This is a genomic window from Pseudomonas sp. UBA1879 (assembly GCF_002338065.1).
GTDB lineage: Bacteria > Pseudomonadota > Gammaproteobacteria > Pseudomonadales > Pseudomonadaceae > Aquipseudomonas.
Map to the genome: position 1 here is coordinate 139999 of NZ_DDHJ01000014.1, position 16697 is coordinate 156695.

General features: G+C 59.1%; 15 protein-coding genes. 9 read left to right on the forward strand and 6 right to left on the reverse strand.

What is annotated here, in order from left to right; genetic code table 11:
• Positions 1-268: 268 nt before the first annotated feature.
• Positions 269-1615 carry a hypothetical protein gene (locus B3N48_RS14125; RefSeq protein ID WP_296184679.1) on the forward strand — a complete coding sequence of 449 codons (1347 nt, stop codon included), beginning with the start codon at positions 269-271 and terminating at the stop codon, positions 1613-1615.
• Positions 1616-1663: 48 nt separating this feature from the next.
• Here B3N48_RS14125 and B3N48_RS14130 read toward each other — a convergent pair whose 3' ends face one another.
• Positions 1664-2965 carry an MFS transporter gene (locus B3N48_RS14130; RefSeq protein WP_296184680.1) on the reverse strand — a complete coding sequence of 434 codons (1302 nt, stop codon included), beginning with the start codon at positions 2963-2965 and terminating at the stop codon, positions 1664-1666.
• A gap of 375 nt (positions 2966-3340) precedes the next feature.
• Between B3N48_RS14130 and B3N48_RS14135 the strand changes: the two genes are divergently transcribed.
• Together B3N48_RS14135 and B3N48_RS14140 are read left to right on the forward strand one after the other, a co-directional pair.
• Positions 3341-3742, forward strand: a complete 402-nt coding sequence (locus B3N48_RS14135; protein ID WP_108236231.1) for an acyl-CoA thioesterase — start codon at positions 3341-3343, stop codon at positions 3740-3742.
• A 98-nt stretch (positions 3743-3840) separates the two neighbouring features.
• The gene (locus B3N48_RS14140; protein ID WP_296184684.1) at positions 3841-4752 is read left to right on the forward strand and encodes a D-hexose-6-phosphate mutarotase; all 912 of its coding nucleotides are present in this window, start codon (positions 3841-3843) and stop codon (positions 4750-4752) included.
• A gap of 84 nt (positions 4753-4836) precedes the next feature.
• Here B3N48_RS14140 and B3N48_RS14145 read toward each other — a convergent pair whose 3' ends face one another.
• The 4 genes from B3N48_RS14145 to purE all read right to left on the reverse strand — a co-directional run bounded on the left by B3N48_RS14145 (position 4837) and on the right by purE (position 7532).
• On the reverse strand, positions 4837-5373 hold the full coding sequence (locus B3N48_RS14145; protein WP_296184685.1) for a DUF3299 domain-containing protein: 537 nt from the start codon (positions 5371-5373) through the stop codon (positions 4837-4839).
• Positions 5374-5451: 78 nt separating this feature from the next.
• Positions 5452-5697 (reverse strand): GlsB/YeaQ/YmgE family stress response membrane protein, encoded by a 246-nt coding sequence (locus tag B3N48_RS14150; protein WP_296184686.1) that lies wholly within the window; start codon positions 5695-5697, stop codon positions 5452-5454.
• Between the two features lie 253 nt (positions 5698-5950).
• Positions 5951-7033, reverse strand: a complete 1083-nt coding sequence (locus B3N48_RS14155) for a 5-(carboxyamino)imidazole ribonucleotide synthase (RefSeq protein WP_296184687.1) — start codon at positions 7031-7033, stop codon at positions 5951-5953.
• 7 nt (positions 7034-7040) lie between these two features.
• Positions 7041-7532 carry a 5-(carboxyamino)imidazole ribonucleotide mutase gene (gene purE / locus B3N48_RS14160; RefSeq protein ID WP_074754780.1) on the reverse strand — a complete coding sequence of 164 codons (492 nt, stop codon included), beginning with the start codon at positions 7530-7532 and terminating at the stop codon, positions 7041-7043.
• 432 nt (positions 7533-7964) lie between these two features.
• Here purE and B3N48_RS14165 point away from each other — a divergent pair, with 432 nt between their 5' ends.
• Positions 7965-8609: a hypothetical protein gene (locus B3N48_RS14165; RefSeq protein ID WP_296184690.1), complete on the forward strand. Its 645-nt coding sequence runs from the start codon at positions 7965-7967 to the stop codon at positions 8607-8609.
• A 24-nt stretch (positions 8610-8633) separates the two neighbouring features.
• On the opposite strand, the gene B3N48_RS14170 is transcribed toward B3N48_RS14165, so the two are convergent.
• Positions 8634-9551 (reverse strand): LysR substrate-binding domain-containing protein, encoded by a 918-nt coding sequence (locus B3N48_RS14170; RefSeq protein WP_296184692.1) that lies wholly within the window; start codon positions 9549-9551, stop codon positions 8634-8636.
• Positions 9552-9892: 341 nt separating this feature from the next.
• Here B3N48_RS14170 and B3N48_RS14175 point away from each other — a divergent pair, with 341 nt between their 5' ends.
• The 5 genes from B3N48_RS14175 (at position 9893) to B3N48_RS14195 (ending at position 16687) form a co-directional block, all read left to right on the forward strand.
• The gene (locus B3N48_RS14175) at positions 9893-11317 is read left to right on the forward strand and encodes an aspartate ammonia-lyase (RefSeq protein ID WP_296184695.1); all 1425 of its coding nucleotides are present in this window, start codon (positions 9893-9895) and stop codon (positions 11315-11317) included.
• 319 nt (positions 11318-11636) lie between these two features.
• Positions 11637-13091, forward strand: coding sequence for an alanine/glycine:cation symporter family protein (locus B3N48_RS14180; RefSeq protein WP_296184697.1), 1455 nt, complete (start codon positions 11637-11639; stop codon positions 13089-13091).
• A gap of 30 nt (positions 13092-13121) precedes the next feature.
• Positions 13122-14126 carry an asparaginase gene (locus B3N48_RS14185; RefSeq protein ID WP_296184699.1) on the forward strand — a complete coding sequence of 335 codons (1005 nt, stop codon included), beginning with the start codon at positions 13122-13124 and terminating at the stop codon, positions 14124-14126.
• Positions 14127-14363: 237 nt separating this feature from the next.
• On the forward strand, positions 14364-15356 hold the full coding sequence (locus B3N48_RS14190) for an AraC family transcriptional regulator (RefSeq protein ID WP_296184700.1): 993 nt from the start codon (positions 14364-14366) through the stop codon (positions 15354-15356).
• A 302-nt stretch (positions 15357-15658) separates the two neighbouring features.
• The gene (locus tag B3N48_RS14195; RefSeq protein ID WP_296184701.1) at positions 15659-16687 is read left to right on the forward strand and encodes a histone deacetylase family protein; all 1029 of its coding nucleotides are present in this window, start codon (positions 15659-15661) and stop codon (positions 16685-16687) included.
• Positions 16688-16697 lie beyond the last annotated feature (10 nt).

The following is a 16697-nucleotide window of genomic DNA, read 5'->3' on the forward strand; positions in this document are numbered from 1 at the left end:
AAACAAATGAAACAGGGTGTCGCTTTTGAAAACCGGCTCTTGATTTGCGAGACATTGTTCAGCGAGAACGGCCACCACGCGTCCACCGCTGCCGGATGGAGGGTCTAAAGCAGCGCTTTATGTAAATGCGGGAGAAGAGATTGAAGTCTCTATATTCGCAATTGCAATTAACTATATTGCGACACCCACTAACGCTCAATCAGTCGCTGTCTACTTTTACAAAGAACAATACCCAAGACACGGTCGTTCCACATTTCAAGGAAGAATCATGAACCCATCAATATCCGCGCTTTTTTCCAAGCCCCTGGACCCGAAGTTTACTCTGGACGAACACCTGCGCCCTGACCTTCCTTCACTGACTTATGATGTTTCATTTGCCGCAGCAGGAAAACTGTTGCTGCCGATGGACGGCCGCACAGGTTGGGCCAGTTGCATCATTCCCAGCGTTACGCATCCGGGAATGTATCTGGTGGCTTTTTATGAGGTGATAAAAATTGTCAATCCGCCGCCAAGCTATCTGGCGCGATTGGTGCGAATCACTCAAGACGGCACCCTTGATCCCGCGTTTGCAAACGGAGAAGGCGCTATTAACGTCAGCTTCGCTAAGCAGGGTATATCGATCGTTCAAGGCATTCATGAAGATAGTGAAGGCAACATTTCTCTATGGGGGACGAATACGGCGTTAGCAGGAAGCTCGTTCATATCCAGTCAATTCATCTCCAAAAAGCTACCCAGCGGGCAACCCGACACCCGTTTCGGCGAGAGCGGCTCGATTAATATCAACGCATTGGGCTTGAAATTCGATGTGCAGCTAGTGGGCGGCAACGCTCTGTCGTTGCTCCCGGATGGCAGTGCATTCATCGGTCTTTCACGCCGTAACACCGACGTCGGGTTGATCGCCAAGTTATCCAGCACAGGATATCTCGACACCACTTTCCAGAACCAAGGCACATTGATCGTCACAAATGACGGCAAGTCGACCTATCTCCACGGCGTAGTCAGCGACGGCCACGATGGTTTGTTGGCTTATGGTGCCACGGCGCAGGATGAGAAAATGTCAGGGGTTCTGATGAAGTACGATCGTGCCGGGAATAAAGTGCAAGCGTTCGGGAAACGTGGTGCGACCCACTTCACAGAGAGCTTGCACAGCCCCATTGTCACAGGTATTCATCTGCTCAACGACAAGCGCATGCTCGCAACGGGATCTGCGGATACTCTACGAGACGGAGGCTTGGTCGTAGAGAGTCTGATTTCAGTCGTAAGCAATGACGGAAAATTCGACAAAGGCTTCAACTCCGGAAAGCCGGGATTTCACAGATTCTCGAATAACTCGGATTTCGATATCTGGTTTACTGGAACACGGCAGCTCCAATCAGATGGCAAGATTTTAGCCATGGGAAGCGGCGGGCCGGAGGGAAGCACCGGCCCTGTAATCGGAAGGTTCAATCCGGACGGCAGCCCGGATGGTACGCTGGCTGAAGGCAGCCCATTCGGCACGTTGCCGGACTCGAGCTTTTTCACGAGTCCTGGGTCTGCGCTCAATACCAGACCGGATCAGATACTCGCAGTGGGCAGTGCCAGCAGTCAGCCAGCCGTTTTAGCAATCAAAATCTGATAAATGCGCCTTTCGCGGACGGTATCGTCCGCGAACGTCAGACTCATCTTAGCGATCAGCCACGCGCTTGCTCTTCAGCAGATACACGCCAATCAGCATCCCCAGCACGCACAGAATCGCCACGTACCACGCAGGCCCCATCGGGTTGGCCTTGAGCATCAAGGTGACGACCATGGGTGTCAGGCCGCCGAAGATCGCGTAAGCCAGGTTGTAGGAGAACGACAACCCGGAGAATCGGACGACGGGTGGGAAGGCTTTCACCATGACGAACGGCACAGCGCCGATGGTGCCGACGAACAGGCCGGTAATCGCATAAAGCGGGTACAGCCAATCCGGGTAGGCGCCGACGGTGTGGTAGAAAGTCCAGGAACTGAGCAATAGCCCCAAGGAGCCGATCAGAAAAACCAGACCTGCGCCAAAGCGGTCAGCCAGAGCGCCAGCGCCGATGCATCCGAGGCTCAACATCACAATCGCCAGGCTGTTGGCTTTGAGCGTGACAGCGGGGGCAAAACCGTAACCGGTCTGCAGCAACGTCGGAGTCATCAGAATGACCACCACGACACCCGCCGACAGCAGCCAGGTCAGGGCCATCGACAGCACGACGGCACCGCGATGGTCACGCAGCACGGCCTTGAGCGGCACTTCTTCGGCCAGCTGCTTGCGCAGTTGCAGCTCAGCGAAGACCGGCGTTTCGTGCAGCCAACGTCGCAGGTACACAGACATCAGACCAAACACCCCGCCCAGCAGGAAAGGAATCCGCCAGGCGTAGTCCGCCACTTCGGCCGGTGCGTAAACGCTGTTGATCCAGGTGGCGACCAGCGAGCCCAGCAGAATGCCCGCTGTCAGACCCGACGTGAGGGTACCGCAGGCGTAACCGACGTTACGTGCGGGAACGTGCTCGGAAACGAATACCCACGCGCCAGGCACTTCGCCACCAATGGCGGCGCCTTGAATGACGCGCATCAGTAGCAATAAAAGCGGCGCCCAGATGCCGATCTGCGCGTACGTCGGCAACAGACCCATGATCAGGGTTGGCACCGCCATCAGGAAAATACTCAGGGTGAACATTTTCTTGCGGCCAAGCAGATCGCCGAAATGCGCCATCACGATTCCGCCCAGCGGACGAGCGAGGTAGCCCGCGGCGAAAATGCCAAACGTTTGCATCAGACGCAGCCATTCCGGCATGTCTACGGGGAAAAACAGCTTGCCTACCACAGCCGCGAAGAACACGAAGATGATGAAATCGTAGAACTCCAGCGCGCCGCCCAAGGCAGAAAGCGACAGGGTTTTGTAATCGTTGCGGGTCAGCGGACGTGAAGGTTGCGTGGCACTTGAAGACACAGAGGACATGACAATGGCTTCTCTTTTGAGACTCTTGCGGACGAGTGATCGGTAGCTAGGCAGCCATGGGTAGCGGCTGTGCACGCGATTTGTCGACTCGACACGTGAATCGGGCATCAAAATTGCGTGCCAATATTGGCGGAGTGAGCCAAATCGGTTTGGCACGATAGCAAATTGCGCGTCGATGCACATGGATTGCAACGCGTGTCGGGCAAAATGGAAACCCGGCGGTCGTCTGGCCCGGCACTGACCGATATACTGGCTGGCCGCGACTCACAGGTCTTACGGGGAATTTGTGCGAAGCCATTCATTCGAGTCGTTTTCGCAGAACTTCCCCTTTAAACGTTATGAAGACTGAGCGTGATGGGTCAGAGGGACCCTTTGATGAATGAGTTAGAGCAAGAAGATCCAATTCCGCAGGGCGATCTGGCGTTGCAAATCACCGCATTGCCCCGTGAAACCAATGGCTTTGGCGATATCTACGGCGGCTGGCTGGTCGCACAAATGGACTTGGCGGGCACAGCAATGGCCAGCAAGGTGGCAGGCGGGCGCGTCGCAACCGTCGCGATCGATCGCATGGCATTTCTGGTGCCGGTGGCCGTGGGTGCGCAGTTGTCCTTTTATACCCAGACGCTGGAGATCGGCCGCAGCTCGATCCAGATGATGGTCGAGGTCTGGAGCGACGATCCGCTGTCCAGCGAATGGCGCAAGGTGACAGAGGCGGTCTTCGTTTTCGTTGCGATCGACGGCAGCGGGCGCACCCGCTCGGTTCCTGCCCGACGCTGAACGTCAAGGCCCGGGTTCTTCGCACTTGGCAGCGCGCCGTAAACTCATCAAGCTTGGCACAGTCTGATTCAGTCACTGTCCTTTGAGTGAGTACCCCTATGCCTACGCCAGAAGTCGAATCCATCCAGCTCGGTGAGCTCAATTGCTGGCGCATTCGCCACGGTCAGGCCGAATTGGTGGTCGCCCAGCAGGGCGCGCACATCATCAGCTACCAGGTCGACGGCGATGAGCCCCTAATCTGGTCCAACCCCGGTGCGGTGTTCAAACACGGCAAGGCCATTCGGGGCGGCATGCCCGTGTGCTGGCCGTGGTTCGGCAATTTCCAGCGCAATCCCCAAAGCGTGCAGGCCATGCGACACAGCAGCGAACATGCGAACGCTCATGGCGAAGTCCGGGCCATTGACTGGGAGTTGATGGGCATGGGTGAAGATGGCGACGCGTTGATCGTTGAGTTCATTCAACCCAAAGCCGAAGGTCATTTGCCGGGCTGGCCCCATACGGTGGGTTTGAAGCTGCAGATTCGCCTGGATGCAGCGCTGAACGTGAGCCTGATCAGCTTCAACGCAGGCCCCGAAGCGGTCACGCTGAGCCAGGCGCTGCACAGCTACTTCGCGGTAAGCGACGTGCATCAGGTCAGCATTGAGGGCCTCGACGGCGTGAAGTACCTGAACACGCTGGAGAGTTGGGAGAAGGTGAACGATCAGGTAGGCGACGTTACCTTCACAGGCGAGACGGACCGTATCTATCAGGACACACCCGACCTGATCTCCATCGTCGACCCAGCATGGAAGCGCCGTATCCAGGTCCAGACCGTCGGTTCGAAAACGGCAGTGGTATGGAACCCGTGGATCGAGAAGACCAAGACTTTCAGCGACATGGAGGCCGATGGCTGGCAAGGCATGGTGTGCGTAGAGACGGCGAACGTGATGACCGATGTCGTGACGATTGCGCCGAATGAGATGCACACCATGGGCGTCAGCCTATGGGCCGAGCCGTTGGCCGAGGAATAACAGATAACCACAATACGTGGGAGTGAGCTTGCTCACCCCCACGTAGGGTGTGGACCCTATGCCTATCACTGCAAACCGGACAGCCTACAAATCTGCCTCGGTCACCACTCGCACTTTCCCCGCATCCAGCGCGTAGGCCGCATCGGCCAGATCATTGCTGACTTTCTCGATTTTCAACGTGCCGATGACCCACAACGGCGTATAAATGTCGTCGATCTTCAAGCCTTTGGGGTAACGCACGAGCACCAGCTGATTGGGGGGCGGCGGTGGAACGTGGATGCAGGCGCCAGGATAAGGGACCAGGAAAAACAGCGTGGCATGGCCCTTGGCGTCGGTTTCCAACGGGACCGGATAGCCGCCCAGCCGGATGTGCTTGCCGTCCATGGCCGCAACGGTTTTGGTCGAATACATCACGGCCGGCAGGCCTTTGCTCTGTTTCAAACCACCCTTGCTGTCGAACGTACCCTGGGCTTCCGGGGAGTTGTGATCGATTTCGGGCATGGCTTCGAGGGCTTTCTGATCCGACTTGGGCATCAGTTCGAGCCAGTCGGTTTCGGGGAGATCAGCGGCGCGTGCCAGTCCACAGACCAGCAGCAGGGTAACGAGAAGAAGACGACGCATTGACGTGCTCGGCGCAAAGGATGAAGTGCCGTGCATTCTAGCCCTCTGCGCGGCGATAGCGCAGAGGGCCAGACTCATTCATTTCTTTCTGATCAGGCCGTAGATGACCAACAGGACGATCGCGCCGATCAGCGCGCCGAGGAAACCTGCGCCCTCACCCGCTTGATAGATACCCAGGGCTTGACCACCGTAGGTCGCCACCAGAGAGCCGGCGATACCCAGAATAATGGTCATGATCCAGCCCATGCTGTCGTCGCCTGGCTTCAGAAAGCGAGCCAATAGACCCACGATCAGGCCGATGAAGATGGTTCCGATGATTCCCATGCCATTTCCCTCTGTTTGAATGGTTATGCCAAAGCCTAGTCGGCAATTGGCAACACGCTATGAGAGGGGTGCGCGGGATGAATGGTTCAATGCAATTGAACGCTCCAAACGACTGTAGGAGTGAGCTTGCTCGCGATAGCAGTGGGTCAGCGACCTATTCGGTAACAGACGGAACGCTATCGCGAGCAAGCTCACTCCTACAGAGGATTGCCAGATCCAAGGTGGCGGCAAACGGGCTGGCGTCGTCGCTTGATCAGTTTTTGATCAACGCCTCAACCCGCTTCACCTGCCGATCCAGCGTCGCGCGGTCGTGGCTGCGCACGGTCGCGTGGCCAACTTTGCGACCGGCCTTGAACGCCTTGCCGTAGTGATGCAAATGGCAGTCGTCGATGGCGATGACCTTTTCCACGGCGGGTACTTCGCCGATGAAGTTGAGCATCGCGCTCTCCCCCACTTTGGCGGTCGAACCCAGCGGCAACCCAGCGACGGCGCGCAGGTGGTTTTCGAACTGGCTGCACTCGGCGCCTTCGGTGGTCCAATGACCGGAGTTATGAACGCGCGGGGCGATTTCGTTGGCTTTCAAGCCGCCATCGACTTCGAAAAACTCGAATGCCAGGACGCCGACGTAATCGAGCTGCTTGAGCACGCGACTGGCGTAATCCTCGGCCAGCGCCTGCAACGGATGATCCGTGCTGGCGATGGACAGGCGAAGAATGCCGCTGTCATGGGTGTTGTGCACCAGCGGGTAGAAGCGGGTCTCGCCATCACGGGCACGCACGGCGATCAACGAGACTTCACCGGTGAACGGCACGAAGCCTTCCAGCAGGCATGGCACGCTGCCCAGTTCGGCGAACGTGTCGACCACATCTTGCGGGGTGCGCAGGACTTTCTGTCCCTTGCCGTCGTAACCCAGCGTGCGGGTTTTCAGCACCGCAGGCAGACCGATGCTGGCAACAGCTGCATCCAAGTCGGCTTGGGACTGGATGTCGGCGAACGCAGGCGTCGGGATGCCCAAGTCCTTGAACATGCTCTTCTCGAACCAGCGATCGCGGGCGATGCGCAGGGCTTCGGCGCTGGGGTAGACCGGCACGAACTGCGACAGGAACGCCACGGTTTCAGCGGGCACGCTCTCGAATTCGAAGGTCACCAGGTCCACTTCCTCCGCCAATTGGCGCAAGTGGGCCTGATCGCCGTAATCGGCACGCAGATGCTCGCCCAATGCAGCGGCGCAAGCGTCCGGTGCCGGGTCAAGGAAAGCGAAGTTCATGCCCAGCGGAGTGCCCGCCAGTGCCAACATGCGGCCCAACTGGCCGCCACCGATTACGCCGATCTTCATGAAAACCTCAGGCCTCGCGTGGGTCTGGATTGTCCAGAACGCTGTCTGTCTGCTCAGTGCGGAATTTTTTCAGCACCGCATGGAATTGCGGGTGTTTGGCACCCAGAATGCTGGCCGACAACAATGCGGCGTTGATCGCACCGGCCTTGCCAATCGCCAGCGTCGCCACCGGAATGCCCGCCGGCATCTGCACGATGGACAGCAACGAATCGACGCCCGACAGCATCGACGACTGTACCGGCACGCCCAACACGGGCAGGTGGGTCTTGGCGGCGCACATGCCTGGGAGATGAGCAGCCCCGCCCGCACCGGCGATGATCACTTCGATGCCACGGCCTTCAGCCTCTTCGGCGTACTGGAATAGCAGGTCCGGCGTGCGGTGGGCCGACACCACTTTGACTTCGTACGGAATGCCGAGCTTTTCCAGCATATCGGCGGTGTGGCTAAGGGTGGACCAATCGGACTTGGAGCCCATGATCACGCCAACCAGTGCGCTCATCGTCGTGCCTCTCATCGGGCGCCCGCAGGCGCGTCTAAAAACAACAAGCCACGCGGGAAGACCGGCGTGGCTTGTCGTACGAATGATGACCAGTGCAACCGGCCAAAGGCCGCGCAGTATACCGCAAAGCGGAAGGAAGACAGCCCCTTTGACGACCGTTAGTCAATGGACCCCTGCGATGCGGATCTGCAACGCTGAAGAATGTCCCCAAGGCTAAGGCGAGCGACATAGCCTGTGGCATTTACCGCAGAGATTGGTAAGACGCTGAAATAACCCTCGTTGAGCTCTGCGGGCCTGTTCCCAGTTCGATTTCTTACATGCAGAGTCGAAAGCCCCCACACCAATCAGTGTTCAGCCGGACTGACAACAGATTCGTGACCTGCTTTGCTAACCCGGCAATACCGCATCTTTATTCTCAGGGACGAGAAGACCATGAACCTAGTGACCACAGCACTTACCATCACCTTTCTTGGCGCTATCACCACTTCAAACCTGGCAGCAGACCGCGACGCCTCAGAGACGAAACAGCCCATCGTGCTGACGCTATTTCTGCACGATGAATTGAATGATCAGGACATCCGCCAGCTGGACGCAAAATACCTGGGCTGGTTCACCGAAGACCTCAGCGCCATTACCGAAAGAGACGTGCAGATCGTTCCGATCCTGCGCAAACCCGGTTATACAGACTTTGACTATCGACTGGGCGATGCCGACAAGGCGCTGTATGAATGGGACCAGCGCGTGATCGATTACGTCATTGGTGAACAAAAACCTCGCGACAGGCGCCACAAATACCTATTGATCACCAAGGACAATCTGACGTTCTTGGTGCAAGGCATCGCTGCACTCGGCCAACGCTCGGCCATAGCGTCGATGACGGCCTATCGCACCATCGCCCACGAAGTCGGGCATACGCTCGGTGCCACACACGGCGATGGCGAGTTTCACGCCACCGCAGCCCCCGCGCCGTGCATCACCAACATGTTCGTGGAAGATGTTTTCTTCCTGAAGAATTGCTACCGATACAGCGAGAAATCAGCGCAGGCCATTCGGGCTTATCTCAACGACACCCCATGATTGCGGTGAAACAGGCCGCCTGGCTCACTGATTCGAATCGGTCGTCCCGGCGGCCGTTTCCAGCTTGCGCCACAACAACCTTACGTTGGCCTTGCGCACCAGGGCGCAGCGGTAGAGGCGAATCTCCAGCGGTACATGCCATTGTGGGCCGCCGCAGATCACCAGTTCGCCGCGCTCCAGTTCCGGTGCGATGGAAAGACGAGGCACCCACGCGATCCCCAAGCCTTGCAGCGCCATGCCTTTAAGGCTATCGGCCATCGCGGTTTCATAAACCGTGGTGAAGCGCACGTTGCGCTGGCGCAGCAGCAGATTCACCGAACGCCCGAGAAACGCCCCCGCGCTGTAAGCCAGCAGGGGCACGCTGTGTTCGCCCTCCAGATCAAACAGCGGTTTGCCCTCAGCGTCAGCCGAGCAAACCGGCAGCATTTCCGTCACGCCCAAGTGCAGGGACGGAAAAATTTCAGCGTCCATCTGCAACGCCGCGTCGGGATCGTAGAACGCGAGCATCAGATCGCAGCCCCCTTCGCGCAGGGCATGCACGGCGTCGCCGACGTTGGTCGCTACCAGCCGCGTGGCGATGTTCAAGCCCTCGTTGCGCAACTGGGCGATCCAGCGCGGGAAGAAGCTCAGGGCCAGCGAGTGGGCGGCGGCGATCTGCATCACCTCGCCCTGCCCGCTTTCCAGATGGTGCAGATGCCGCAGCACTTCGCCCAGTTGATCGACCACAGTGCGCGCCGTCACCAGAAACAGCTGCCCCGCCGCCGTCAGCTCGACGGGTGTGCGCGAGCGATTGACCAGCGTCAGCCCCAGTGCGGCTTCAAGGCTGCGAATTCGCCGACTGAACGCCGGTTGGGTGACGAATCGACGTTCCGCAGCTTGGGAGAAACTCCGGGTGGCGGCCAGCGCGCTGAAGTCTTCCAGCCACTTGCTTTCGAGATTCATGGTGTTCTCCGCCATTAGCGCCAGGTTGAGGTTTCGAGTGTAGGAGCGTGGCTCGCCCCGCGATCTGGCGCGTAGCGGCAGCGAAATCAGGCGACTCAACAATGACCTGTCAAATCGCATTCTCAGGGTTTACTGGTGCTGCGCACCAGGTCGCGGGACAAGCCACGCTCCTACAGCATGAGATGCGCCCTTCACACGCCTACCACAATCCGAACGTCACACCCGCATTATGCCGTTTGTGCATAGGCTAGCGCTTAACAGCATTGGTTCGCAATCGTCCGAAAGCCTAGTATCAAGGGCGTTCCGGCTTAGTCCGTGCCTTTCTTGAGACTTTCTCTATCATGTCCTCCGCTGCATCATTTCGCATCGAAAAAGACCTGCTTGGCGTTCTCGAAGTACCCGCTGAAGCGTATTACGGCATTCAGACCCTGCGCGCGGTGAACAACTTTCACCTTTCCGGCGTGCCCCTTTCGCATTACCCGAAACTGGTGATCGGTCTGGCCATGGTCAAGCAGGCAGCGGCTGATGCGAATCATCAACTGGGCCATTTGAGCGGCGAGAAGCACGCAGCGATCAGCGAAGCCTGCGCCCGTTTGATCCGTGGCGACTTCCACGAGCAGTTCGTCGTAGACATGATCCAGGGTGGTGCCGGTACGTCCACCAACATGAACGCCAACGAAGTCATCGCCAACATCGCCCTTGAAGCGATGGGTCATGCCAAAGGCGACTACAAACACCTGCACCCCAACAATGATGTGAACATGGCGCAGTCAACCAACGACGCCTACCCGACGGCCATTCGCCTGGGTCTGCTGTTGGGTCATGACGCCCTGCTCGCCAGCCTCGACAGCCTGATTCAGGCATTCGCCGCCAAGGGTCAGGAATTCAGCCACGTGCTGAAAATGGGCCGCACTCAACTGCAGGATGCCGTGCCGATGACCCTCGGTCAGGAGTTTCGCGCCTTTGCCACCACGCTGACCGAAGACCTCAACCGCCTGCGCAGCCTGGCGCCTGAACTGCTGACCGAAGTGAACCTCGGCGGCACCGCCATTGGCACCGGCATCAACGCCGACCCCGGCTACCAGCATCTGGCGGTCGAGCGTCTGGCAATCATCAGCGGCCAGCCACTGGTTCCGGCAGCCGACTTGATCGAAGCCACCTCCGATATGGGCGCTTTCGTGCTGTTCTCCGGCATGCTCAAGCGCACCGCCGTCAAGCTGTCGAAGATCTGCAACGACCTGCGCCTGCTGTCCAGTGGACCACGTACCGGCATCAACGAAATCAACCTGCCCGCGCGTCAGCCTGGCAGCTCGATCATGCCGGGCAAGGTCAATCCGGTGATCCCGGAAGCCGTGAACATGTGCGCTTTTGAAATCATGGGCAATGACCTGGCCCTGACCATCGCGGCCGAAGGCGGTCAGCTGCAACTGAACGTGATGGAGCCGCTGATCGCCTACAAGATCTTCGACTCGATTCGCCTGCTGCAACGCGCCATGGACATGCTGCGTGAGCATTGCATCGTCGGCATCACCGCCAACGAACAGCGTTGCCGCGAGCTGGTCGAGCATTCGATCGGTCTGGTCACGGCGCTTAACCCGTACATCGGCTACGAAAACGCCACCCGTATCGCTCGCGTTGCGCTGGAAACGGGACGTGGCGTGCTGGAACAGGTGCGCGAAGAAGGCTTGCTCGACGACGTGATGCTCGCCGATATCCTGCGCCCTGAAAACATGATCGCGCCGCGACTGGTGCCGTTGAAGGCCTGATCGCGCAGCCCCTGCTTCATCTGTAACACGATCACCAGGCTGAGGGCCTAGACACCCCTCACCCTTTTGAGGGCCCGAAGTAGACGCTTCCAGGCCCTTTTTTTTGCCCGCGGTTTTGCCGCAGCCCCTGTAGGAGCGCGCTTGCCCGCGACCGCGATCTGTATGTTGCAATGTATCGACTGACGCGACGCGACCGCGGGCAAGCGCGCTCTTACACAACCGAAAACCGACGAAACGAGCATAAAAGCAGAAACGGTTTACAGACTCCGATAACGCGCACCGGTATAGTGCGCCCCCTCTAAAAAGCGAGGAAAGATCAATGCTTGAAGTCATCAACGACTTCCTTTCGGGAAAATTGCTGATCGTGCTCATTGTAGGGCTCGGTGGATATTTCACGATTCGCTCGCGTTTCGTCCAAATGCGTCACTTCTTTCACATGTTCGCAGTATTTCGTGACAGCCTGCGCAGCGGCTCAGGGCAACTGAGTTCGTTCCAGGCGTTAATGCTCAGCCTCGCGGGTCGCGTGGGCGCCGGTAATATCGCCGGCGTCGGCATCGCTGTGACCCTCGGTGGTCCTGGCGCGGTGTTCTGGATGTGGGTGACGGCCCTGGTCGGCATGGCCAGCAGCTTCTTCGAATGTTCCCTCGGTCAGCTCTACAAACGCTGCGACTCCGAAGGCCAATACCGGGGAGGCCCTTCTTTCTATATTCAGCACGGGCTGGGCAAACGCTGGCTGGGCATGGTCATGGCGGTGCTTTTGCTGGTGACCTTCGGCTTCGCGTTCAACGGCCTGCAATCCCACGCCGTGACCCACTCGCTCAATGACGCCTTTGGTGTGTCGCCGGGCTATTCCGGTATTGGTCTGGCAGTACTGTTGGGCTTGGTCTTCATCGGCGGCATCAAACGCATCGCGGCGGTCGCTGACCTGCTGGTGCCGATCAAGACCCTGATCTACATCGCCGTCACCCTGTACGTCATCGGCGTGCAGTTCGAACATGTGCCACACATGCTGGCGACCATTGTGAAAAGCGCCTTCGGCCTGGACGAGGTCTTCGGCGGCCTGATTGGCAGCGCGATCGTCATGGGCGTGAAACGCGGCGTGTTCGCCAACGAAGCGGGTCTGGGCAGCGCACCGAACGTCGCGGCCGTTGCGGAGGTTCAGCATCCCGTGGCGCAAGGCGTGGTCCAGGCGTTCAGCGTGTTCCTCGACACCTTCGTCATCTGCACCTGCACCGCCTTGCTGATTCTGCTCTCCGGCTTCTACACCCCAGGCTTCGAAGGCGATGGCATCGCCTTGACCCAAAACTCGCTGGCGGCGGTCGTGGGCGACTGGGGCAAGCTGTTCATCAGCGTGGCGCTGGCGTTGTTCGTCTTCACCTCGATCCTCTACAACTATTACTTGGGCGAAAACAGCCTGCGTTATCTGCTTGGCGAGAGCCGCAAGGCGCTGATGGGCTACCGCGCACTGGTGCTGGCGCTGATCCTGTGGGGCGCCGTGGAAGACCTCGGCACCGTGTTTGCATTTGCCGATATCACCATGACGCTGTTGGCCTTCGTCAACCTGATTGCGCTGGCCATGCTGTTCAAGATCGGTTTGCGTATCCTGAACGACTACGATGCCCAGCGTAAGGCTGGCATCAAAACGCCGGTCTTCGATTCCAGCCAGTTCTCCGATCTGGATCTGGATCTGAAGGCCTGGCCGAAGCCGTTTGATGGCCACGCGGCTGTAAAGCCTGCGACGCCAGCGAACAAACCGGCCGTTGACACACCTTGACCCTCTGAAAGTCTGTCCAGGGAGACACGCATGAATCGCGACAACGCCGCACCGGCCAGCCACATCATGGTGCTGTACACCGGTGGCACCATCGGCATGCAGGCCAGCGAAAACGGCCTGGCACCTGCTTCCGGTTTCGAAGCGCGGATGGCCGAGCAACTGGCGAGCCAGCCTGCGCTGGTGGTGCCGCAGTGGCAGTTTCGCGAAATGTCTCCCCTGATCGACAGCGCCAACATGACGCCCGCCTATTGGCAGCGTCTGCGCGAAGCGGTAGTCGAGGCGGTTGAGATTCAGGGCTGCGATGCCGTGCTGATCCTGCACGGCACCGACACCCTGGCCTACAGCGCGGCGGCCATGAGCTTTCAGTTGCTGGGCCTGAGTGCGCCGGTTGTGTTCACCGGCGCCATGTTGCCAGCGGGCGTCCCGGACAGCGATGCCTGGGAAAACGTCAATGGCGCCTTGCAGGCGTTGGGCAAAGGCCTGTCTTGTGGCGTGCATCTGTACTTCCACGGCGAACTCATGCAACCAACCCGCTGCGCGAAGATTCGCAGCTTCGGACGCAACCCCTTTGCCGCTCTGAATCGCTCACGCAGCGGGCAAACCGCTGGCACCTTGCCAACAGCGCTGACTTACGACCAGCCCAGGAAGCTGGCGAACGTTGCCGTGCTGCCGCTGTTCCCGGGCATCGGCGCGCCACATCTGAACGGCCTGATCGACAGCGGCATCCAGGGTCTGATCCTGGAATGCTTCGGCAGCGGCACCGGCCCCAGCGACAACCCGGCCTTTCTCGACAGCCTGCAACGCGCCCATCAACAGGGCATCTGCGTGATCGCCATCACCCAATGCCACGAAGGCGGTGTCGAGCTGGACGTCTACGAAGCCGGCAGTCGCCTGCGCAGCGTCGGTGTGCTCTCTGGCGGCGGCATGACCCGCGAAGCCGCCATTGGCAAACTTCACGCCCTGCTGGGCGCCCATTTGCCTGTGGAGGAAGTGCGGCGTTTGGTGGAACTCGATGTGTGTGGGGAGTTGCTTTAAACCGCACATCGATGCCCGGCTTACTATCAATGGTGATGCCTTAAACGCCTTCGCCAGCAAGCCGGCTCCCACAGGGCCGTGTCCTAACCTGCATGTCCAAGCGGGCGCAGACGCTGTGGGAGCCGGCTTGCTGGCGAAGGCGCTCGACCTGTCACCATCTCAGGGTCAGCCTGAATCCACCACGACGGCACACCTCTTGCTCCCCTCTTCCGATCAAAAAACAATCGGAATGCCCTCATGCTTCATTCGCACCTCACTACCCTCAACGCTGTCTCGCTGGTGCTGGAGACGTTTTCAGCCCAGGGGTGGGGCAGTGAGGCGTTGCTGGCCGGGAGCGGGATCACTGAAGCGGATTTGAGTCGGGCGGACATTCGGATCACCACGTTTCAGGAAATGCAGGTGTGTGCGAATGCGGTGGCGTTGCGGCGGGAGATCGGGTTGCCGCTGGGGCGGCGCATGCATGTGTCGTCTTACGGGATTCTCGGTTACGCCCTGCTCACCAGTGCCACTTTCGGTGACGCCTTGCGCCTGGCGCTGGAGTACCCGGCGTTGTTGGGTACGCTGTTCGAGCTGCAATTGATCGAAGACGGCGAGCGCATCTGGTTCAGCGCCAGCGATTACCGGGATGACGAAGGCTTACGGATTTTCAATGCTGAGCTGTGCATGGCGTCACTCAAAGTGATTTGCGATGACCTGCTCGGCCAACCGCTGCCCCTATTGGCGGCCCGATTCGCTCACAGCGCACCGGATTATCAATCGAGTTACTGCGAGAGTTTTACCTGCGACCTGCAGTTCGATGCACAAGACAACGCGTTCGCCTTTGACAAGCGCTGGCTCGATCAGCCGCTGAGCCTTGCCGACCCCGTGACTCATCGGGACATGCGCGAGCGTTGTCGTCGGCAAAACGTTGAGTTCACCGGGCGCCAGGCGTGGCTTGAGCGCATCCGTCATCTACTCGCCGATCAACTCGATCAATCCCCCAGCCTGCGGCTGCTGGCGCAGAAGATGAACTGCTCAGAGCGTACGTTGCGCCGTCATTTGCAGGCCACCGGCAGCAGCTATCAACAGCTGCTGGACGAGCTGCGCTTCGAGCGGGCCAAGCAGCTGCTGCAGGAAAATCAGGTGCCGATCCACCGCATCGCCGAGGTATTAGGGTTCAGCGAAACGGCAAGTTTCAGGCACGCTTTTATTCGCTGGAGTGGCGTGGCGCCGAGTCAATTCAGGGTTTGACCACTGATCCGAACACAATGACTCAACTGTGGGAGTGAGCTTGTTCACGATACCGGTAGGTCAGTCCCCCCTGCGGTGTCGGACCGACCTCTATCGCGAGCAAGCTCACTCCTACAAGGGGATATCACCGGCCAATCGATTGATGATCGCTGCCTCTAAATGGGACATGCTGCCCTCCCAAGAGGCGATTTTCGGACAGTTCTAATGGCCGAATACATCCCCTTTTGGCCGTTTCCGTCGTTCTCCGAAAAGTCGTCCGCCTCAAGAATGTCGGACACCGAAGCCCACTGGAGAACAGGAAAATGCTGACGATCTATTCAGAGGATCATCATCTGCATCATGGCCGGTGCGAGTTGATCGACGGGCAATTGATGCCCTGCTTCGAGATGCCCTCCCGAGCGGACCATGTGCTGCAACGCGTCAAGGATCGTGAGATCGGCACCGTCGAAGGTCCGCAGGATTTCGGCCTCGAGCCGATCAGGCGCGTCCACACCGAAGCGTTTCTTGAATTCTTCAAAGGTGCCTGGGACCGCTGGGCCGCCACCCACCCGGAGGGCGACCTGCTGCCCTACACCTGGCCAGCCCGCACACTGAGATCGGTCATCCCCGCCAGCCTGCATGGTCAGTTGGGCTATTACACCTTCGATGCCGGTGCGCCGATTACTGCTGGCACTTGGCAAGCCGCTTACAGCGCAGCCCAAGTCGCCCTCACCGCTCAAGCGGCGATTCAAAAAGGCGCACGCAGTGCCTTTGCGTTGTGTCGGCCACCGGGCCATCACGCTGCAAGCGACCTCATGGGCGGTTATTGCTACCTGAATAACGCCGCCATCGCCGCGCAGGCTTTCATCGATCAAGGCCATAAAAAGGTCGCGATCCTTGACGTCGATTACCACCACGGCAACGGCACGCAGTCGATTTTCTATGCACGCAGCGACGTGCTGTTCGTCTCGATCCACGGCCATCCGGAGGCCGAATTTCCGTTCTTCCTCGGCTACGAAGACGAGTTGGGCGAAGGCGCGGGAGAGGGCTTCAACTTCAACTACCCATTGGCCGCGGGCAGCGATTGGGCCGTTTGGGGCGCAGCACTGGAGAACGCCTGCAACGAGATTGATCGCTTTGGCGCCGACGTCGTCGTGGTGTCGCTGGGCGTGGACACCTTCAAGGACGATCCGATCTCGCAATTCAAGCTCGACAGCCCGGATTACCTGCGCATGGGCGAACGCATCGCGCGGCTGGGCAAACCCACGCTGTTCGTGATGGAAGGCGGCTACGCCGTCGAAGAAATCGGCATCAACGCCGTGAACGTGCTGGAAGGTTTTGAACGCGTCTGACCCCTCCGAA